We start from the raw sequence: 19,838 nt of genomic DNA, 5'->3' as shown, positions 1-19,838 counted from the left end.
AATTGAAGAAGAACGTACTTATCATTGGTGCAGGAGGTGTCGCCAAGGTGGTGGCCCACAAGTGCGCGCAGCACAACGACGAACTCGGTCGTATTGCTATCGCGTCGCGCAACATCTCCAAATGCCAGGCCATCATCGACAGCGTCAAGGCCAAGGGTAGCCTCAAGCAACCCGCCGACATCAAGGCTTTCGCACTGAACGCTCTGGATGTCGAAGCGACCAAGGCGCTGATTCTCGAAACCGAGTCCCAGATCGTCATCAATGTCGGCTCTGCCTTTCTCAACATGTCGGTGCTGCGTGCCTGCATCGATACCGGCGCGGCCTACCTGGACACCGCCATCCACGAAGAACCGGGCAAGGTCTGCGAGACGCCGCCCTGGTACGGCAACTACGAGTGGAACCACCTCCAGGAGTGCCAGGAAAAGAACATCACCGCCATTCTCGGCGTGGGCTTCGACCCGGGTGTGGTCAATGCCTATGCGGCACTGGCGCAGCAACAGCATTTCGACCGCATTGATTCGATCGATATTCTCGACGTCAATGCCGGCTCCCATGGCAAATATTTCGCCACCAATTTCGACCCGGAAATCAATTTCCGCGAATTCACCGGACAGGTGTGGAGCTGGCAGGACAGCCAGTGGACCAGCAACACCATGTTCGAGGTCAAGCGCACCGACGACCTGCCGGTCGTAGGCTCGCAGAACCTGTACCTGACCGGCCACGACGAAGTGCACTCGCTGTCGAAGAACCTCGACGTGCCCAACGTACGTTTCTGGATGAGCTTCGGTGAGCACTACATCAACGTGTTCACCGTACTGAAGAACCTCGGCCTGCTCTCCGAGCAACCGGTCAAGACCGCCGAAGGCCTGGAAGTCGTGCCGCTGAAAGTGGTCAAGGCCGTGCTGCCTGACCCGAGTTCGCTGGCGCCGGGCTACACCGGCAAGACCTGCATCGGCGACCTGGTCAAGGGCGTCAAGGACGGCCAGCCGCGCGAGATGTTCATCTACAACGTGGCCGACCACGAGGACGCCTACGCCGAAACCGACAGCCAGGGCATTTCCTATACCGCAGGCGTGCCACCCGTGGCCGCAGCCTTGCTGGTGGCCCGTGGCGAGTGGGACGTGCAGCGCATGGTCAACGTCGAGGAGCTGCCTGCCGAGGCGTTCCTCGAGGCGTTGGACGTGATGGGCTTGCCGACGCGCATCAAGGACGAGCATGGAGACCGTCCCTGGAACCAAAACGCCTAAGGATAGCGGCGGGTTGCGTTCCGGCTCCCACAATCCGCGGGAAGCCTTGAAAAAATGCTCCGTATCGAAAGGTACGGGGCATTTTTCGTTTATGACCCCATCAAACAGATAACCTGTGGCGAGGGAGTCCCCGCCACATCTTCGACGCCGCGCTGTCGCGCAGGGAACTAGAGCGACGTCCACGAGATATCTGTTTTTGATCGTTCCCGCGCTCTGCGTGGGAATGCATCCCGTGACGCTCTGCGTCACACTCCAGAAGCGGAACGCGGAGCGTCCCTGGCGACATTCCCACGCGGGAGCGTGGGAACGATCGATATGTATTTTCAGCCTTAAAAATCACATGGTTGCAATTTGTTCCATGAGAGCCTGTTCTCGCTGGGTCGAGCGTAGGAGCTGCCGAAGGCTGCGATCTCTTGATTTTTCGCTCACCACTCAATTGGCTGGCGCAACGTCCACGTTTCGTAGTCAGGCATTTCTACTCTCTTGCTCCTTAAGCAAATCCAGTGTCCTTGTGTCGACCTTCAGCCCACCCTCCAACGCTTGGGCATACACGGAATGCTCGCCTGCAGCCGCTGCAAAAAGCGTCATGCAGGACGCGAACTTCATGGCATCGATGGTCCCGAGGAGTTTCTCCAAAGCGACTCCCGAGTCCAGTACGGCACGGGTGGCGCGCTCGAGTCGCGGTCCCAGAAGCGGGTGCTGCAAATAGTTACGCGCTTCGTCAATGCCGCACAGGCCATAGTAGGTGGCGTTCTCACTGACGCCCAGGCCGCGTAATTGCGGAAAGATGAACCACATCCAATGGCCTTCCTTGCGGCCACGCCGCAGTTCCAGCAAGGCGTGCTCATAGGTAGACGCTTGCGCCTGGATAAAACGCTCCAGTGATTCGGTCATGCGAGCCTCCGTATGGTTTCAAGGCTGAAGAATGAACCAGACAAGGGCAAAGCCTATAGCACACTTGCGCTATAGCGCCGCTCGGCGCTCGTCCCTAACCTATGAGCGTTATCGGTTTTTCGATCGATCGCAACGAGCACATCGGGACAAGGATCTGTTTTTTGAAAAGTACATCTGCCAGAAAGTCCAACGTCAATCCGGCTTGGCGCAAACGCCTGGCAACGGCGTTCACCGCCTCGACCCTTGCCGTCAGTGGTTGGGGTTCTTTTATCGCCGATGCGTCGGCCTCGACCGCCAGTGCAACGTCTTCAGCCGCTTGCACCAACGAAGCGGACTTTCAGGCCGGGACAGTGGTGGAGTACGAAAGCCGCGACAACCTGTCGTCGACCATCAGTCGCGGCAGAACCGAGACGTTGGGGCGTGAGGCATTTGCCGACGCCAATCCGATGGCTTCGGCGCACACCTCGTTCTTGAACAATGTGCCGTTCTTCCTGACGACAACCTTCGCCGAGATCAAGGACGGTCGATTGATTCGTTACGGCGATCGCCATGGCGCCGGGGCATCGTTGGTGACCACCCTCTATCAGCCTCCTGCTTCCACACCGATTGAGCTGCAACCTGGGCAGACCGTCACCGTCAGCTACAAAAACAAAGCCGTGAGCGCCGGGGCAACCATCGAGTTCGATGTCGTCGAGAAGCTGACTTACAACGGTCGCGAAACGATCAAGACCGCCCTCGGCACGTTTGATACCTGCAAGTTCACCAATGAAATTTCTACCGGCTCGGCTTCGGCCACGCTGCCGAAAAACGTCGTCGTTGTCCAGAATTGGTTTCCTGCGGACGGACCCTACCGTGGGCAGTCGATCCGATCCGTCACGCCGCCGGCCAATGGCGTTGCGCAGAGAATCAGCGAAGTCATCAAGATGCAGTATGAGGCGCGATGAACGACGCGTTTCGGGCCAGAAGATTTGCCGGATCATCGTGGCAGACGAACACCCGCTGTTCCGAGAGGGGATGACGCTGTTACTGCAACGCCTGGTACCTGAGGCGATGATCGAACAAGCAGGGAGCCTGGAAGAAGTACGGACGCTCGTAACGAATGGACACGCTCTCGATACGCTGATTCTTGATATACGTCTTCCCGGCCTGGGTTCCGTCAGCGAGCTTGCGCAGTTGCGCCAGGCACTCAAGCACACTGTGATGATTGTGGTTTCGACCCTGGATGACGGCGATGTCATTGGGCGTGTCATGGAGACCGGTGTCGACGGCTTTGTCGGTAAGAGCCTTTCTCCCGAGCAGGTCGGCAAGGCTATCGGCGCTATTCGTCGTGGCGAAGTACTGGTCAAGTACGAGCCTTCGGACCCGCTGCCGCTTGGCTCCAACGATGACATGAACAAGCTCACGTCCCGGCAGCGAGAGGTCTGGCAATTGATTGCCGAAGGCAAGACCAACAAGGAGATCGCCGCAGCGCTTGAGATTTCTCCCTTCACTGTGCGCATTCATGTCTCTTCGTTGATCCGTGCGCTGAACGTCCCCAACCGGGCGGTGGCTGCGGCGCGTTTTGCCGGGCGCCAGGCGCCTGGCACTTTGCGTTAGACGAGATGAGAAATCGACGCCTGGCCAAGGCAAGGCGTCGATCCGGCTAGCGCTTACAGCCAGTACCGCAGGCCGAGCATCAAGGACTGGGCGTTGTATTCGGTTTTCACATCGGCTGGGACCAGGCCCTGGATTTTGCCGTAGTTCGCTTCGCCGGTCTTGAAGTAGCGGTAATCCAGGGACATGGACCAATGGTCGCTCAGCTCGTAAGCAACGCCTGCGCCGAGTTGCCAGGCCGAGACGGTGTCGCGATGGGTGCCGCCGAACTCGACGCCACCCGCTTCCAGGCCCTTGATGGTCAGCACCGCGTAGCCCAGGCCACCGCCTACATAAGGTGTGAAGCGGCTGAAGGGGGCCGGCAGGTTCGAGACGTCATACCAGAGGTTGGCCATGAGGCTGCTGGCTTCCTCTTCGCCTTTGCCCTCGATGCTGCTTCCGCCCTCGTAGACCCGGTTATTGAATTGGTCCATGGTGTTGCGGCGGTAGCTCAGCTCCACCTCGGGCCGCAGTCCGACCGGGAACCGCCAGCCCACTGCCAGCCCGGTGGCGTAGCCCGAGTGCAGCGGTTGATTGTATTCCATCTCGACGAAATCATTGCTGTTCTGGGTCAGGTCCTGTTTAGAGACCCAGTTCACGCCGCCCATGCCACTGACATAGGGGCCGAGGTTGTCGGCGAAACTCGATGCTGGGGCAATAGCCCCCAGGCCAACGATGGCCATGAGCAGATATTGGCTGTTTTTCTGTAGGTTCATGCTAGATCCGAAATGTGCTGTTATCGATAAGTAAGCAAAGCGAGTCCGGGAAGGTGCGTTCAGCACGCGTGCTTCCGGGAGGCATTCACACGAGGTGCAAAGGCGTCGCGGTTTTCTCGTGTCCTGGGGCGCCAATGGCCCGTTGTTCAGCCAGCCGGCACAGGTTGTCCAGTGCCGTGGTCATCGCTGCGGTCAACGCTTTGCGCAGCAGTCCGCGATACAGGAAACTCAACGGCCCGGAAATTTTCGCGCTATGGATGACATGGGTTTCATCGGGAGAAAGCCTGCGCAACTGATGATCGAACTCGAGGTCGATCCACAGCAGCCGTGCACTGTTGCGATAGCTTTCGTGCAGGCTCACGGCTTCCAGTTTCAGTGGCATGTTCAAGCCATTCTTGAGCACGCATTTGCCGCGTGTCCCCGCCTGGAAAGGGCCGTCGAGTTGACACTGGCGAACGTCGGTATCCCATAACGGCGCTTCTGCAAAATTGCTCCAGATCTTCCAGATTTCAGAAGGGGGCGATTTGACTATGACTTGCACTTTGACATCGTTCACGGCGACACCTTGGTTGTGGGGGGCACGGTCATGCTGGAGGGCAGATCCATTCAATGCTCAGGCCGCCGGCGCGGATTGACTGAGCACCTGGGCGGTAATGCTCGCTTGACCGATTTTTTCGCCCCGGTTGAACAGGTCGATATAGATGCGGTTGGTCTTGAATGCCTGGAGCGCCGCATCAAAGCCGGCTTGCGGCGCCAATGACAGCGGGCTGTTCCTGGGGATGGGGCGATCCAGGGTGAAGCTCAAGGCCAGCAGATTCATTGGCGTATTGAGTGGAATCCGCAGATGGCTGTGGGCGATCTGCATGTAGCACTGGCGAGCGACTTCGAGGAAATACACCATCGAATAGTGTTCGGGATCACCTGCCTGGAAGAAGTGTTCCTGCGGCAGTTTCACCGTGTCCACGCTCAGGCCCTGGGCGACGCCGCTCATGTCACTGACGATGACGTTCTCCTCCCTGGCCTTGTGCAACAAGGCCTTGTTACGGCAGGGCGTGGCGGTGAATTCGCCGGCTGGCGATGTCTCGAACGCCGAGCTGTAGGCCATCCCGAGGACGCAGGTGCACATCACTTTCCCGGCCTGCATGACCTTGGCATTGAACACCTGGGGATCCTGGCCTTGCTCGACGTGCAGATCGATCACGCCTTGCTTCTGTACGTATTGCTGGAACTTGATCGTCAGGCTCTTGATGTAGGCGACCCGTCCGCTCAGAGGCGGCATGGCCAGTTCGATCAGTTGCAGCACGCCCTCGAGCAGCAAAATGCCCGGGACGTGATCCAGGGGATGATCGAAGAAGTACGGGTGTGCTTCATCCACCACGAGCTGGGCGTGCAGCGACTGTGGGCTGCGCTGGGCGTTGGCGATCACGATATGTTCCGCGCTGCGCTGCCAGTGCGTCGGGCGCTGGGTTGTGTCGCCATGGTGCAGGGCGAACAGGCTTTCCATGGCGCGAACCCGCACCCGCAGCCCGGAGAGCAAGGTGCTGGTGAGCATGTCGCTGAGTTGCAGTACGTCGACGCCATCGTTCTGTGGTTCGCGGACCAGGCTGACAGGCCGGGCAGGCGTGATGACCTGCTGCAGTTCGTGGGATGACGAATGGGCAAAGCGCAACATGAAGGGATGCTTGATGGGCGAGCTGGCTTCGGCCGCCGTCGGGCTCCATTGGCGAAGCTTTTCGGTAAACAGCCACATCACCGTCTTGCCGGCGTCGCGCACCTCGATCACGGAATGGGTCGCGCCCTTCAACATCACCGCCAACAGGGTCTCGATGCCGCTGGCTTCAGCCAGGAAACCGGTCATCTCCTGCAGTGATCCGCTGGCAGGCGTCGCAGCAGGCTGCAACTCACAGACGTCAACGTTCGGATAGTCGCTCGGCGCTTTGTCCAGCCGTTGGCAAGCCTCTTCCAACGAGCCGGCAGCGTGGGCGAGGACCGCCGCGCGGATCACCAGCAAGGGTTTGTCAGCGGCATCCGGTTGGTAACGACGCAGCGCGATCAGTCCCAGTCCTTCACCTTGCGTGATTGCGCTACTCCGGGCGCGCTCGACCTCGATTTCACCGCTGACAAAACGCCCTGCGCCGAGCAGCAGCGTGGTGATGCCGTCGTTGAACCATTGCGGCGAGGCCAGCAAGGTTTGCCAGAACAGGCCCGCTGTGCCGACCAGGGTCTGATGGAAACCCTTGAAGTCAAAAATCTGCGCCGGATAGCCGGACAACATGTTCGGCAGCATGGTTGCCACGTCTGTCACTTCGACGCCCGGTGCCGCACCTTGCGCCCGGGAGTAGAAGTTGTGGGCGCTGCTGTAGGCATTGCTGAAGCGCTCGCCACCCATGTTGCAGCACATGACCATCGCTGTGCCGGGCGAACCGGCCACGCCTGGCAAACGCCGCAGCAAATGATTGACGCGATCGGTGATCAACAGCTTGAACGGATCGACATGAGCCAATGGCTTGGGCCCCATGCCATAGCCATCGATATCGATGACGTGGTCTTGTGCGAGGAATTTACCCAACAACGGTTGACCGGGCGCCGGGGTGTAATCAACGAAGCGCCCATAAGGGAACATGACGGAGGGGGCGGCGGGTTGATCGAGTTGCTGCTGGAATGACTGCAAGGAACGGTGGCTGCCCAGCGCTGCTTCAGCCTCGACAATGGCAAGGTCGAGCATGACCACGCCACTGGCGCTCGCCGGCGCGGTCAGGGGGGCGGCAGGGTGGTTGTCGGGAATGTATTCATCCACCACCAAGTGCGCGTTGGCACCGCCGAAACCAAAACTGGAGATGCCAATCCGGCGTGCAGATGGATGATCCTCCAGGGGATGTATCTGCTGGGTGGCGAGTCTCAGGCAGGTCTCGTCGACCTTGGTGCTGGGGCGGTAACCGGGCTGCGGGGGGATGCCTTTATGGCGCAGTATCATCAAGGCCTTGGCGAGCGAGGCACCGCCGGCAGCGGCCAGGGGATGGCCGATGACCGACTTGATCGAGCCGATGGTGATTTTCTTGCCGTCCGGACGATGGGGGGCAAAGAAGCTGTTCAGCGAGGCCAGCTCCGTTGCGTCCCCCAGCGGTGTCCCGGTGCCGTGGGTCTCGATGTAGTCGACATCGCGTGGATCGAGGCCGCGATAGGCTCGTTGGTAGGCCGAGTACTGGGCCTGTTTGCCTGGCGCAAACACCGAGCCTTCGGCGCCGTCGGCGGACATGCCCAAGGCGCGCAGCACGCCCAGGGGATGACGCTGCGCTGTCAGGGCCTGGGCGAGCGGTTCGACCAGAAAGGCCACGGCACATTCGCCCGGCACGATACCGTCGGCGTCCTGGCCGAACGCTTCCATCCGCGCGCGGGCGGAAAAAGCCGTCAACTGCGAGAAACCCAGGAACAGCGCGGGTGGCAGCACGGTGTTGAGGGCCATGACAATCGCGTTGTCAGCCTGGCCACTGTTGACCAGTGCCTGGGCCATATCCAGGGCATAGGGGAACGAACTGCACGCGGTGTCTACCGATAACGCCGGCCCACCCAAGGCAAAGGCCGCCGCCAGTTCTGCAACTTGTTCACCCGGTGTAAAGCCGGCCGGTGCGTCGGTTTTTCCGGACACGCCGGTGACGAAATAGCTCTCGTCACTCCAGGAGGTCGCGACCACCAGCGCGGTGCGCTCCCTGCTTAGCGCCGAGCCTTGTCCGGCGAGTTGGGTGAGCAGCGTCTGGAGCACTTTCTTGCCGATGGCGACCTGTCGTCCTTCGTGCCGTGACGGGGTTGAGACGTCATCGGTCAGGCAAAAAGCGCTGTCCAGGTACGTGCGATCCTTCTCGCCGGCCTTGGTTGAATAGATCGACGCCTTGTCCAATTCCCAGCGTGTCGGCATTGATTCGATCGGTGCGATCTGCCCTTGCGAGAGCAACTGCCAAAGCGCATCCGTGGACGGCGCCCCCGGAAACTCGCCCGCCATTGCGCTAAAGCAAAAATCGCCCTTTGTTGTGACTGCGCCACTCATACCTGTCTCCCTGATCGCCAAAATGCTGGGTGACCTGTTCGATCACCCGGATTCCATTCCTGTTGCTGCCGGGCTCAGCTCAGCCTGGCCAGCAGCGACAAGGCATCCTCAGGCGTGCGACGGGACATCAGCGCTTCACCGGCAAATTCGCTGGCAGAGCACTGTTGCGCCATGGATTGGCAGAGCGCCTCTCGGGCAAAGCCGTTGAGGCCCAGTTGTGCGAACGGCGTCTGGATGTCGATCGACTGCGCTGCGTCCGGGATCAGCGGGGACAAGGCGTTGAGCAGCAGGTTTTCTTCCTGCCCTTGAGTGTCCGTCGTGGCCGCTGAAGGTTCGTCGCCAGGCACCGCCTGCGGCTGGGGATCGGCCAGGGCGGCTTGAATCAGGGCGATGGTTGCCTGCGGGAACTTGGCGTTGGCCAGTTCGGAACTGTGGGCCTTGAGCTGCGGCCACATGGCGACTACCGACTCCAGGAAGTCCAGTTGCACCAGGGAATCCAGGCCCAGGCTTTCATAGCTTTGTGTCGGGTCGATCTGCTCGACCGTAAAGCCGGTGATGGTCGCGAGTTGGTCGAGTACCCACGCTTGGACATCCACCGTTGGTGCCTGCGGATCGGCTTCAAGCCGCGCCAGCAATGCGGTTGGGGTAGGGGCGTCGAAGAGCTGCGAGGTCAGGTCTTTCTTTTCCGGGAAGTGCTGGGCCAGGGATTCGAAAATATCGACCAGCCCCAGGGAGTCGATCCCCAGGCTCTCGAAGCTCTGATCGAAGTCGATCTGTTGAGCCTGGAAGCCGGTGACCGTACTGATTTCGGCACGCAACCATTGCCCGTAGCTGAGTGCATTTGTCTCTTCGACGGCTGCGGCGGCTTCGACGACAGGCGTCGGCGCCAGTATGGTCGGGTTTGAATGAACCGGCTCGAGTACGGGAACACTCGTGTTGACCGCCGCTTCGGTCCCATTGGCATAAACGCCTTCAAGGACTTGTTGATGAGCATTGAAGTAATGCGCAGTGACCGTTTCAGCCTGTTCCAAGAGTCGCAGCAATATTGATTCTTTGGCGATATTGGATTCGCAGAGTGAATCAATAATCTTTTCGGAAAGAGAGAAATAGCTATGGGCTATTCTCCCATTGGACACGATGAATTCCTGCACAACATCATTAAGTTGCAAGCGCATAAGATTCTCCTAACCAAGTCGGTCGATATTTCTATAAGTAAGAAAGATCAAAAATCATGGCCCAGGGCAGGGCCTTGTTTATATCAGTTCATCAAACTGGCAGTAGCCATGGAGCGACTTAAAGTTGGAGTTCCACTGCGTCGGTCTCGCAAGATATTGTTTTTCTGGCACCCTTGAGCAACCCGGACCTTACATTCAGATACGTCATCAGCGTTATTGCATCGGCACCGAGGAAAGCGATATAGCCGTCAGGACGAATCAGCATCATCGTGCCTTCCTTGGCGTGATAGCGCTTATGCAGTCGCCAATCGGGGTCCAGCAACGTCGAGTGCCAAGCCGGCAGGCCGGCGCTGCTCAGGGCGTCGATCACGCAGTAGGCCTTGATGCCTGGGAAGTCCTTTTCCACCGACTTGGCCAGCGCGTAGTAGCCTGGCAGCAACGGCGAAAACTGATCGGCCGCGCTGAAAATCAGCAGCGTGAATGTCCCGTGGAACAAGTCGATCAAGCGTTTTGCTGGCATCCCTTGCAGTTGCCACAGTTCGACATCGGGCGCCAGTTGCCCGGCGCGAGGCGCTGCGCTCTGGAACTCGGGTTTTTTCCCTTTCTTGCTCCAGTTCTTGCGCTGCTTCTTCGTCAGCGATTCTTGAATGTAGTCACTTTTCTCATAGTGATATTGATGACCGGAAATCATCGACGGCAGTTTGCGCTGGACCTTTTTGCGGTTGCTCAACAGCGGCAGGACATTGTCGCGCAGCCACACCAGGGCGCGACGCCGGACCGTAATCAGCCCCGTCAGCCGGTGTGCGGTGTTCTCGACTTCCAGGGCAACCGGGTAGCGCTCTTCGTTGTAACTGTCGAGCAAGGATGGATTCGCCAGGCCCTGATCGACATAGGCCATTTTCCAGGCCAGGTTGTAGGCCTCGGAAACCCCCAGGTTCATCCACTGCCCACCGATGGGGCTGCCGATATGCGCCGAGTCCCCCAGCAGAAACACGGAGCCTTGTTGCATCGATTGCACGCGGCGATGCTGGAAAGAGGCGATGGTGGTCGATGAAATGTTGGACAGCGTCATCTTTTGCCCGCGCCCTTCGCACAAGCGCTGGAAGTTCTCCAGGCTCAAGGACGGGCGCTCGCCTTCTGGCGGCAGGTTGTAGGGCATTTCGATGAACAACCGGTAACGCGATTGAGCGCTGATCGGTGCAACGGCCACATAACCGTCCTGCGCACCCAGGAAAAATGCGCCCTCGTCCTTGCTTCCGGACCACTCGATATCGGCATCGGCGAGCATGAAGAAGCGGTCGTAGGACGAGCCTTCGAAGGTCATGTCCAGGCGTTTTCTGATGTTGCTGCGAGCACCGTCGCACGCGGCCACCCAACGACTGGTGAAGTGTTCGTCGGTGCCGTCGGCATGCTTGAGCGTCATGCGCACCGAACCCGGCAGGTTTTCGATGTCCGTCAGTTCGGTATTCCACTCCACCTCGGCACCCAGCTCCCTGAGCCGCTCCAGGAGAATCTTCTCCGTTTGCGGCTGTGGCAGGCTCAGGAGCAGGGGATAGGGCGCGTCCAGGTAGGAGAAGTTGTAGTTCAGTACCCGCTTGGCATTCGACTGCACCGAAAACTGGTTGATCGTGAAGCCGTCGCTGATGGCTTGCTCGGCAACGCCCAGGTCCCGAAAGATTTCCAGGGTCCGGGAATGGATAGCCATCGCCTTGGTCGCCGTCGAGGGGCCGGCGTTCCTTTCAATGATGCGGAACGACACGCCCCATTTCTTCAACAGGATTGCCAGGGACAGGCCAACAGGACCGGCGCCGACGATCATGACCGTCGGGGCGCTGCCAGGTCGCTGGAAATGCTTGGGGGCCAACGTGCTCAGAGTGTTCATCGATCAGTACCAGTTTCTGTAGAAGGGAGAGTTGGCAATGCCGAGCAGGGCATCGTCGCCTGATGAATCGCCGTAGGCATAAATGTAAAAATCATCAAGGTTGCTCAAGCAGCCCTTGAGCCGCGTGACTTTCTCTCGCTCTACACAGTTGGTACCGGATATCCCGCCGGTCAGCTTGTTCTTTGCCGTTGCCAGGCGGGTACCGCACACATAGTCGAAACCCGCGGCCTGGCCCCAGGGGATCAGGTAGTTTTCCGGCGAATTGCTCACCAGCGCGGTGACGTGCCCCATGGACTGATGCCATTGCAGCCGTCGCAACGCCTCGGGCCTGAGCCAGAGCGGCAGCAGCTCGCTGATGAAATACTTGGCATGCTCGCGCTCTTGCTCCACCGACAGGCCGCCCAGGTAGCAGGCGATGAACGCCAGGCGCGCTTGCATCAGCGGGGTGATGCCGACGATCACGCTGAGCATCTTGGGCAGCAGGGGAATGATCCGCAGCCAGAACGAACGTGTGCCTACGATGAAGCGCATGTAGCGCCAGAACGTGTGCCGGTCGGTCAATGTGCCGTCGAAGTCGAAAACGGCCAGGACCGGTTGTGTGCTGTTAGCGTGCATGTGCCTCTTCCTTGAGAGAAGTAATCTCGATGGTCTTGGGCAGCTTGAAGCCCGATAGGTAGCGCGAAAGCAGGGTGGACAGCGCGTTCTGGGTCAGCTCGCCGGTCCCTTCGACGCACAGGTGCAGCACGTTGACTTCCTTGTGGTCCGGGACGATATAGGCCTTGGCGCGCACCACGTCGGGGTGCTTGAGGGCGACGGATTCGATTTCCACCAGGTCGACCATCTGCGCCTTGATCTTCGAGATTCGCAGGCGTTGGCAATAGAAAAACACATGCCCATCGTCGTCCTGCCAGACCAGGTCACCGCTGTGGAACCAACCATCGCGGAAGAACCGCGCATTGGTGTCCTCGGCATCGTTATAGCCGTCGATCACCATCGAGCCGCGTATCAGCAATTCGCCGATACGCCCAGGCGCTACGTCCTGGCCCTGGGCGTCGACGATGCGTAGCTGCACACCGCTGATCGGCTGGCCCATGGCGCCACGGTGGACCGTTCCAATCGAGCTCTGGACGATCACGGGCATGCTTTCGGTCAAGCCATAGCCCTGCAGCACCGGATTACATCCCAGCAGCCTTCCCAGCTTCTCGGCCTCGTCGGCCGGCAGGTGGCTGCCGCCCGAGTAAATCATCAACTGCGGGTGCAACGGCAGGAGCGCGCCTTTACGCTTGGCCAGGCGCGTATTGAAGTAGCGAATGACGTCGGGCACCAGGCAGGCAAAGGTGACCTGATGCTCGGACAGGACTTCAGCCAGGTCTCGATTGAGCAGGGTGTTGGTCATCAGCAGGGTGGCGCCGATGCTCAAGGGAAACACCATCATCACGGACAGGCCGAAGATGGCATACAGCGGCAGCGTCACCAGATGAACGGATCCGACGCCTTGCAGATGAAAATGCTCATGCAGCCCGTCGCTCGATTGCGTCAGGTCGAGATAACGGTGAGAAACAGCCAGGGGCCTGCCGATGCCACGATAGGTGAATTGTACCGAGACGATCGGATTGCCCTCGGGCAACAACAAGGCTTCGATCTGGCAAGGCAGTTGAGAGATGGCCGTTGCGTTGGCAGGCAGGGGCGCTGACGGTTCGCTCCCGCCGTCCAGCACCAGGGAGTGCCTGACACCGTTGTCAGCCTGGAATACCTCGCTGTGTTGCACCCATAGTGTTTCGGTCGTGACCACGAGCGTCGGCCTGGCGAGGCTGACGACACTGGCCATTTCGAAGGAGGTCAACTTGTAGTTGAGGATGACCGGAATGGCACCTCGCCCGATGATCGCCAAGTAGTAAGCGATGAACGCCACGCCATTGGGCAGTACCAGCGCTACTTTGTCGCCAGGCAATACACCGAGCGCTGTAAGAGCGCCATTGCATTGTTCAGCCTTGATGCGCAACTCGCGATAAGTAACGGTATCTTCTTCCGTGTCCAGATGCCGAATAGCAACTTGCTCGGGGAACGATTCCGAAAAACCGACAAAGCGATGCAGAAAACCTTCTTTATATGAAAGGCTTTTCATTTACCAACCTCTCTCAATCCTTGGATGTATGGCTAGTCAAAAAAAGTACTACAGAGGCAGGCTATATATGAATTGTTTCAATTAAGCATCTGTGTAGTTGTTATTCCGATACCAATCCAGGGTATCGGTCAGGGTTTCAGCAACAGGGCGGAACTTGCACTCCAACTCCCGTGAACTTTTGTTGTGGCTGAAATGAGTGCGGCCTTGTTCTTGCTCCATGAGCTTGACCGTGGAGGTACTGATGAGCACCGGTTTTTTGGTGATCCGATAATAACCTTCATAGATAAGCGCGATGATTCGCAGCATGAACAGGGGCACTTTTCGCTCTGGGGCTTTTATGCCACTGACGCTGGACAGCGCCTGGAAAATGCTCTTCATGTCCATGTGATTGCCGGCGGCCAGGTAACGCTCTCCGGACCTGCCGCGGGTGATGGCCGCGATTTGATGCTCGGCCACATCCCGGGCATCGACAACGGAAAAGCTTCCGGGCAGTACACCGGGCAATTTTTGTCCGACGAAGTCGAGCAGGAACTGGCCTGAGGAAGTAGGGCCGATATCGCCGGGGCCGAACATCCACCCTGGCAGGACCATGGCGATAAACATGTCCGGGTGCTGGGTCAGGAATTGCTGGACCTTCTGTTCGGACAATATTTTGCTCAAGTAGTAATCGTCAGCCTCCAATTCACTGCGAGACATGGTTTCATCGATCACTTGATCCCGGTTGCCCTTCAATACGGCAATGGAAGAGGTGTGGACTGCACGACGGATACCGGCGTCATAAGCGGCTTGCAGCAAGCGCTCGGTGCCGGTCACATTGGTGTCATACAGCTTTTGCCAATGTTTCCCACCTTTGTAACTGTCGCGGAAATAGGCCGCCGTATGAAACAGGGCATCACACCCTTGCAGGGCATGGGCGAAGGCCTCGACATTAAGCATGTCGCCTTCGACAAACTCCACAGGCAGGCTGCCGAACTGTTTCTTGGCTTTCTCTACGGAACGAACCAGCGCTTTTACTTTGATGTTCCGCTTTAACAGCGCACGAACGACATTATTCCCGAGCAGGCCAGTAGCGCCTGTAACGAAGGCATATTCCATTAAAATCCCGCTCCAGTGAGGTGACCTGGCATTGCATCGAGAGCGGTGTCACTGACTCGATGCGCTGATCAGGCGTTGGGCTCCACCAACGGCGCAAGTAAAAACCATTCGGTATCTGAAAATCAAGTGGTATTTCGTCGGATTGACGAGCTGATGGCTCTGCACCGGGCTTCATGGGCGTTTTTTCACGATCCAGCGTGGGGTGTCGGACAGGAAAATATCCGGTTTGAGCCGCTCAAAGGGATGTCAGGGACTCATCAAACGGGGCGAAATGAAGATTTTGATTGCTTCATATTCGAGCAAAACTGTGGCGGGTAGCCCATCTAGCGTGCCTTTCCGGCTGTTCCAACTACATGGCACATACATGGCACTTCTTGAAAGTTAAAATGTAAATGATTGAACAAGGCGCGTATAAGATATGATGGCGAAAACGGGTTACGTACAGTGAGTAATCGATTCGTTGCATCCAGTTACACATAGCTATCTTGTTTGGCCAAAGGAGCCGAGGGCGTGATTAAAAAGAGACTAGGTCGAGAAGAGAGCCAGCAAGTAACAAGAGACAGATTGTTCGACACAGCCACTGAGCTGATGATCCGAAAGGGCTTTCATGCCGCCAGCGTCAACGTTATCGCCGAAGAGGCGGGCTTTTCCAAAGGCGCCTTTTTCTCAAATTTTTCAAGTAAATCGGACTTGCTGCTGCAATTGACTCAACGCTTCAAGCGAGTTGAGATCGACCGACTGAGTACGACCCTGGCATCGGGATATTCGGCGGAGCAGTTGAGTCACGGCTTGAATGCCTATATCGACACGCTGAAGAACAATACCCGCTGTGCGATCCTCGATGCCGAGTTGCAATTGATCGCCTTGCGCGATGAAGAATTCTCGCCGCATTACTACGACTTGCATGAGGAAAACAGCGAGGCCTTGGGCAAGTTGATTACCATCATATTCAATCACGCTGGCAAGAAGCCGCCGCTGGCCTACGCCGCGCTTGCCAAGACCTTCACCGCCCTGGCGGAAGGCCTGATATTGCAAGGGCATAAAGACCCAGCTGTTGAAATCAAGCTGGTATTGAACTCGCTCATCCAGACCGCAGAGCCTCTATAAGCCCTTGGTTTATCGCTGATAGGCCAGCAAGCGGCGCTCAGACCATCGGAATACACCCACCAGCATGCACGCCAGCAACATGTAGAGCAGGGCGGCAATGCCATCGGCCTGGAAGGTCTTGAAGTTATCCTGGGATTCGGGCCGCGAAGCTTGACTGAACGCATTGATGAGTATTTAGTTGTGCGGTACAACTACTCAATCATTGCGTCCGAGGTCCCCCATGAACCATTGCCCACCAGATCTGATTGAGAACGTCCGTTCAGCGTCGCGCCTCATGGTGCGAGAGCTGGGGTTCATGCGCACCACGCTGGCGGCGACGGATTATCCGCCGTCGTCGGTGCACACAATAGTGGAGATCGGCAATCACGAATCCCTGACGGCGGGTGAGCTTGTCGAGTTGCTCGGCCTGGAAAAGTCCAGCGTAAGCCGGATGGTTCGCAAGCTCGTCGAGGCCGGCGAGATCGAAGAAATTCCCCATGAACAGGATGCGCGCGCCAAGCGATTGCGACTCACCGCGCAGGGGCAAAACACCCTTCGAGACATCGATGCTTTCGCCACGCAACAGGTTGTCGCGGCCATGTCTCACTTGTCCAGCGGGCAATGTCAGATCGTGAGCGAGGGGATTGCCAGCTATGCCGACGCCTTGCACGCTCATCGGCTCGGTGCAGAGCCACCTGCGCCGGCGCAGTTGGAGATTGCCCGGGGCTACCGTCCTGGCCTCATCGGTCGCATGGCGGAAATGCACGCAAACTATTACGCCAGGCGTTCAAACTTCGGTCAGCCGTTCGAAAGCCTGGTGGCATCGGACATGGCGGAACTGATGGGGCGTTTGCACAATCCGCGCAACGAGGTCTGGTCGGCCCTGGATGGCGAACGAGTGGTCGGTTCAATTGCCATCGACGGCGAAGGAGAGGACGGCAGTGCGGTGCTGCGTTGCTTCATCCTGGATGATTCGGCACGAGGCAAGGGCGCCGGTAGACGCTTGTTGGCTGAAGCGATGAAGTTCTGTGACGAGTGGGGCTTCAGTTCAACGAGTCTCTGGACGTTCCAGGGGCTCGATGCTGCCCGCAAGCTGTACGAGGATTTCGGTTTCAAGTTGGAACTGGAGCAAGAAGGGCAGCAATGGGGGCAGCGGGTCATGGAGCAGTGTTTTGTCAGGCCGGGTCCAGCCGCCTCATCACGTTGACGCGTAATCCGTCGAGATCAACTGGCCGACGTGGATTTGAAAACCCCACTGAGGATGAAGGCATAGCGTTCCGGGCGGATGAAAAACGTCGTGCGGTCGCAGCAGCGTCCGTCGGCAAAATAGGATGTGCGCTCCATGACCAGCAGCGCGGCGCCGCGTTTGACCTGCAGCGCGCTGGCCAGGCCTTTGTCGGCTTCCTGCGCACGGATGGCCAGGTCGGCACGGGTGACCGCCAGGCCGGTGATCGACTCGAGAATGGAATAGATCGGTTGATGTTCGACTTCAGCCCAGGCCACGCTGGCCAGCTCTGCCGGTAAGTGGCTGCGCCCCAACGCGATGGGTTCGTCATCGACGAAGTGCAAACGCTCCAGGAGCAGGCAGTCGTCTGCGTCCTCAAACAAACCACGCAGGATCTCTGGAACGGGCTGCAGGGCATGGCTGACCACCTGCATGCTCGGTTGCAGCCCTTGCAGCAACAACGCCTCATGAAAACTGCGCAACGCATCCAGGCCGTGGCGTACCTGCTTGGCTGCCACGAAGGTGCCTTTGCCTTGCTTGCGCTCCACCACGCCGTCGTCGCTGAGCTTGCCCACCGCCAGGCGAACCGTGACGCGGCTCACCCCGAACCGTTCGCCCAACTGTGCCTCGGACGGCAGCTTGCCGCTGGGTTCGTAGTCGCCGCGTTGGATTTCCTCCAACAGTTGATGGGCGATCTGTTCGTAGAGCGAGGTGGTGCTGTCGCGAAGAATGGGCGTGGACACAGTCAGTTTCCATGGCCTTGAGCGGGGCAGGGTGCCTTCACTTCTAAGGTTATAAAAATAGGTTATTGGGACTACTTGTATTAATACGTATTATGTCAGGTATTCCCATTGTAAACGACCTGACGACACTTGCCATGCTCAAAACCTTTCCTTACGCACAGCCGCAAGCCGATGCCCTGACGGTCGATGACATCAGCTTCAGTTACCCCAATGGGCACTCCGTATTTTCCGCTTTCAGCCTGAACGCCCAGCCTGGCGAGTTCGTCGCGATCCTGGGGCCATCCGGTTGTGGCAAGACCACGTTGCTGAACTTGTTGTCGGGGTTCATGCAACCGCAAAGCGGTCGTATCACGATCAACCAGACAGCGGTACGTCCGGAGCGTTCGGAATTGGGCTATGTGTTCCAGGCGCCGCAACTGTTTCCCTGGTTGAGCGCGTTGGAAAACGTCCGTTTCGGTCTGCGGATGAGCGCTCGAATCGACGAATCGCAGCAGCGCGCCCAGGCGTTGCAGTACCTGCGCCTGGTCGGGTTGGAGAATGCGGCGCATCGGCTGCCGCACCAGCTTTCCGGTGGCATGCAACAGCGTGTCTCCCTGGCCAGGACCCTGGCCCTCGAACCCAGCGTGTTGCTGATGGACGAGCCGTTCGCCGCGCTCGATGCCATCAGCCGCAACAGCATGAATGAAGAGACGTTGCGCATCTGGGCCGAACTGGGCCAGACGGTGTTGTTCATCACCCACGACATCGACGAAGCGGTATTCCTGGCCGATCGGGTCGTCGTGCTCAATATCGCGCCGGGCGGTATTCACAGCGAGCTGGAGATCCACCTGCCGCGCCCCCGCAGCAACCTGCAAACCCGCCGCCTGCCGGCCTTCCTGGATTACCGCAATGAACTGATGACGCGCATTGCCCAGGTGATGGACGCGCCCCAGGCCATTGCTCACTCCACTCCTCGACTTGAGCTGACAGCATGATCAAACGTTCGCTGCTTGCCCTTACATTGTCTGCTGCCACGTTGGCGGGCAGCGCATTCGCTGTGGCGGGTGAAGAGAAACCCTTGCGTGTGGGGTACGTCTTCGCCATGGCCAACGCCCCGGCGCTGATTGCTGACAAACAGGGTTACTACCGCGAGGAAGGCTTGAACGTCGACCTCAAGTCGTTGGGCGATGGCCCGGTGATCCAGCAGGCTCTGGCCGCGGGTGAACTGGATGTGGCCTACGTCGGCACGCCGCCGGTGTACCAGTGGTTTTCCCGCGGGCTGCAAAGCCGGATCCTGGCGAAGGTCAATTACGGTCAGGCTGCAGTGATTGTCGACGCCAAGAGTCCGATCACCAGCCTGGATGCGCTCAAGGGGAAGAAACTGGCCGGGGTCAAGAAGGGCAGTGGCATGGATGTGTTGCTGCGCGGTTATGTCCTGAAGGAAAAGGCCGGGCTCGACCCTGACAAGGACCTGGACATCATCGACATGCCGCCGGGCAACATGAACGCGGCCCTGGAGAGCGGCGTCGTCGATGCGGCATTTTCCTGGGAACCCTTCGTCAGCCAGTCGGTATTGCGCGGCTCGAGCCGGATCCTGCTGGACGTCAACCAGGCGTTGCCCCAGTACCCGTGGTATGTGGTGATCGCCTTGCCGAAAACCTTGCAGGAACGTCCGGATGATGTGGTGAAGCTGCTGCGTGCCCATCGCAAGGCCATCGCCTTCCTCAATGAGCATCCCGCCGAGTCGAACCGGCTCATCGCCGAGGCCTTCAAGCTTGAAGCGGTGCAAGGCACTGACGGCAAGACCATCGCCCCGGACGCCATCGTCGCCCAGGCCCGTACCCGACTGGGCTGGTCGGCGGATTTGCAGGCGTCGGACATCCAGTTCATCCAACGCCTGATGGATTATTCCCACGACCTGGGCTTTATCGAGACCACGCTCAAGACTGATCAGATCGTGGATACCTCCTACCTCGAAAAAACCGCGCACTGAGTCC

The 19,838-nt window shown here is 58.7% G+C and carries 17 protein-coding genes; 7 read left to right on the top strand and 10 right to left on the bottom strand.

All coding sequences use genetic code 11. From position 1 onward, the window contains the following. The first annotated feature begins 2 nt into the window (after positions 1 to 2). Entirely contained in the window at positions 3 to 1,247 is a 1,245-nt protein-coding gene (locus AB4O09_RS18110) for a saccharopine dehydrogenase family protein (RefSeq protein ID WP_411741696.1), read from the top strand. 465 nt (positions 1,248 to 1,712) lie between these two features. Here the strand turns inward: AB4O09_RS18110 and AB4O09_RS18105 are convergent, their stop codons facing one another. After that, entirely contained in the window at positions 1,713 to 2,141 is a 429-nt protein-coding gene (locus AB4O09_RS18105; protein ID WP_460107293.1) for a DUF1810 domain-containing protein, read from the bottom strand. Positions 2,142 to 2,242: 101 nt separating this feature from the next. Here AB4O09_RS18105 and AB4O09_RS18100 point away from each other — a divergent pair, with 101 nt between their 5' ends. Together AB4O09_RS18100 and AB4O09_RS18095 are read left to right on the top strand one after the other, a co-directional pair. Further along, a complete protein-coding gene (locus tag AB4O09_RS18100; RefSeq protein WP_460107291.1) occupies positions 2,243 to 3,085 on the top strand; it encodes a hypothetical protein in 843 nt (280 codons plus the stop codon). Beyond that, the gene (locus AB4O09_RS18095) at positions 3,072 to 3,737 is read left to right on the top strand and encodes a LuxR C-terminal-related transcriptional regulator (protein ID WP_013693119.1); all 666 of its coding nucleotides are present in this window, start codon (positions 3,072 to 3,074) and stop codon (positions 3,735 to 3,737) included. Before AB4O09_RS18100 ends, AB4O09_RS18095 begins: the two co-directional genes overlap by 14 nt. Before the next feature lie 53 nt (positions 3,738 to 3,790). Here the strand turns inward: AB4O09_RS18095 and AB4O09_RS18090 are convergent, their stop codons facing one another. The 8 genes from AB4O09_RS18090 to AB4O09_RS18055 form a co-directional block, all read right to left on the bottom strand. Beyond that, positions 3,791 to 4,489 carry an outer membrane protein gene (locus AB4O09_RS18090; RefSeq protein ID WP_003201010.1) on the bottom strand — a complete coding sequence of 233 codons (699 nt, stop codon included), beginning with the start codon at positions 4,487 to 4,489 and terminating at the stop codon, positions 3,791 to 3,793. Positions 4,490 to 4,574: 85 nt separating this feature from the next. Then, complete coding sequence (locus tag AB4O09_RS18085) at positions 4,575 to 5,045, bottom strand: SRPBCC family protein (protein WP_013693120.1); 471 nt, start codon at positions 5,043 to 5,045, stop codon at positions 4,575 to 4,577. A 57-nt stretch (positions 5,046 to 5,102) separates the two neighbouring features. After that, positions 5,103 to 8,531, bottom strand: a complete 3,429-nt coding sequence (locus AB4O09_RS18080) for a polyketide synthase family protein (protein WP_003201013.1) — start codon at positions 8,529 to 8,531, stop codon at positions 5,103 to 5,105. Between the two features lie 74 nt (positions 8,532 to 8,605). Beyond that, a complete protein-coding gene (locus AB4O09_RS18075) occupies positions 8,606 to 9,706 on the bottom strand; it encodes an acyl carrier protein (RefSeq protein WP_460107290.1) in 1,101 nt (366 codons plus the stop codon). 118 nt (positions 9,707 to 9,824) lie between these two features. Beyond that, a complete protein-coding gene (locus AB4O09_RS18070; RefSeq protein WP_003201017.1) occupies positions 9,825 to 11,588 on the bottom strand; it encodes an FAD-dependent monooxygenase in 1,764 nt (587 codons plus the stop codon). 3 nt (positions 11,589 to 11,591) lie between these two features. Then, positions 11,592 to 12,203: an HAD-IB family hydrolase gene (locus tag AB4O09_RS18065; RefSeq protein ID WP_003201018.1), complete on the bottom strand. Its 612-nt coding sequence runs from the start codon at positions 12,201 to 12,203 to the stop codon at positions 11,592 to 11,594. After that, positions 12,193 to 13,713, bottom strand: a complete 1,521-nt coding sequence (locus AB4O09_RS18060; RefSeq protein WP_003201020.1) for a class I adenylate-forming enzyme family protein — start codon at positions 13,711 to 13,713, stop codon at positions 12,193 to 12,195. Before AB4O09_RS18060 ends, AB4O09_RS18065 begins: the two co-directional genes overlap by 11 nt. Before the next feature lie 81 nt (positions 13,714 to 13,794). Beyond that, positions 13,795 to 14,808: an SDR family oxidoreductase gene (locus AB4O09_RS18055; protein ID WP_003201022.1), complete on the bottom strand. Its 1,014-nt coding sequence runs from the start codon at positions 14,806 to 14,808 to the stop codon at positions 13,795 to 13,797. A 510-nt stretch (positions 14,809 to 15,318) separates the two neighbouring features. Here AB4O09_RS18055 and AB4O09_RS18050 point away from each other — a divergent pair. Further along, complete coding sequence (locus tag AB4O09_RS18050; RefSeq protein WP_003201023.1) at positions 15,319 to 15,915, top strand: TetR/AcrR family transcriptional regulator; 597 nt, start codon at positions 15,319 to 15,321, stop codon at positions 15,913 to 15,915. 220 nt (positions 15,916 to 16,135) lie between these two features. Next, positions 16,136 to 17,101 (top strand): bifunctional helix-turn-helix transcriptional regulator/GNAT family N-acetyltransferase, encoded by a 966-nt coding sequence (locus AB4O09_RS18045; RefSeq protein ID WP_003201025.1) that lies wholly within the window; start codon positions 16,136 to 16,138, stop codon positions 17,099 to 17,101. Positions 17,102 to 17,118: 17 nt separating this feature from the next. Here the strand turns inward: AB4O09_RS18045 and AB4O09_RS18040 are convergent, their stop codons facing one another. Next, complete coding sequence (locus AB4O09_RS18040; RefSeq protein ID WP_003201027.1) at positions 17,119 to 17,862, bottom strand: GntR family transcriptional regulator; 744 nt, start codon at positions 17,860 to 17,862, stop codon at positions 17,119 to 17,121. Between the two features lie 134 nt (positions 17,863 to 17,996). Here AB4O09_RS18040 and AB4O09_RS18035 point away from each other — a divergent pair, with 134 nt between their 5' ends. Both AB4O09_RS18035 and AB4O09_RS18030 read left to right on the top strand, forming a co-directional pair. Then, positions 17,997 to 18,836, top strand: a complete 840-nt coding sequence (locus AB4O09_RS18035; RefSeq protein ID WP_003201029.1) for an ABC transporter ATP-binding protein — start codon at positions 17,997 to 17,999, stop codon at positions 18,834 to 18,836. Continuing rightward, positions 18,833 to 19,834, top strand: a complete 1,002-nt coding sequence (locus tag AB4O09_RS18030; RefSeq protein WP_460107287.1) for an ABC transporter substrate-binding protein — start codon at positions 18,833 to 18,835, stop codon at positions 19,832 to 19,834. The genes AB4O09_RS18035 and AB4O09_RS18030 overlap by 4 nt, the downstream gene beginning before the upstream one ends. Positions 19,835 to 19,838 lie beyond the last annotated feature (4 nt).

The sequence above is a fragment of the Pseudomonas sp. H1_F01 genome (genome assembly GCF_054681425.1).
This window is presented reverse-complemented; position numbering and strand designations above follow the sequence as displayed.

What these genes read in the sequence shown, in the direction of transcription:
- AB4O09_RS18080 (WP_003201013.1), bottom strand. Translation starts at nt 8,531, where the DNA reads ATGAGTGGCGCAGTCACAACAAAGGGCGATTTTTGCTTTAGCGCAATG.
- AB4O09_RS18075 (WP_460107290.1), bottom strand. Translation starts at nt 9,706, where the DNA reads ATGCGCTTGCAACTTAATGATGTTGTGCAGGAATTCATCGTGTCCAAT.
- AB4O09_RS18055 (WP_003201022.1), bottom strand. Translation starts at nt 14,808, where the DNA reads ATGGAATATGCCTTCGTTACAGGCGCTACTGGCCTGCTCGGGAATAAT.
- AB4O09_RS18070 (WP_003201017.1), bottom strand. Translation starts at nt 11,588, where the DNA reads ATGAACACTCTGAGCACGTTGGCCCCCAAGCATTTCCAGCGACCTGGC.
- AB4O09_RS18035 (WP_003201029.1), top strand. Translation starts at nt 17,997, where the DNA reads ATGCTCAAAACCTTTCCTTACGCACAGCCGCAAGCCGATGCCCTGACG.
- AB4O09_RS18045 (WP_003201025.1), top strand. Translation starts at nt 16,136, where the DNA reads ATGAACCATTGCCCACCAGATCTGATTGAGAACGTCCGTTCAGCGTCG.
- AB4O09_RS18060 (WP_003201020.1), bottom strand. Translation starts at nt 13,713, where the DNA reads ATGAAAAGCCTTTCATATAAAGAAGGTTTTCTGCATCGCTTTGTCGGT.
- AB4O09_RS18105 (WP_460107293.1), bottom strand. Translation starts at nt 2,141, where the DNA reads ATGACCGAATCACTGGAGCGTTTTATCCAGGCGCAAGCGTCTACCTAT.
- AB4O09_RS18030 (WP_460107287.1), top strand. Translation starts at nt 18,833, where the DNA reads ATGATCAAACGTTCGCTGCTTGCCCTTACATTGTCTGCTGCCACGTTG.
- AB4O09_RS18095 (WP_013693119.1), top strand. Translation starts at nt 3,072, where the DNA reads ATGAGGCGCGATGAACGACGCGTTTCGGGCCAGAAGATTTGCCGGATC.
- AB4O09_RS18065 (WP_003201018.1), bottom strand. Translation starts at nt 12,203, where the DNA reads ATGCACGCTAACAGCACACAACCGGTCCTGGCCGTTTTCGACTTCGAC.
- AB4O09_RS18100 (WP_460107291.1), top strand. Translation starts at nt 2,243, where the DNA reads ATGAGCGTTATCGGTTTTTCGATCGATCGCAACGAGCACATCGGGACA.
- AB4O09_RS18090 (WP_003201010.1), bottom strand. Translation starts at nt 4,489, where the DNA reads ATGAACCTACAGAAAAACAGCCAATATCTGCTCATGGCCATCGTTGGC.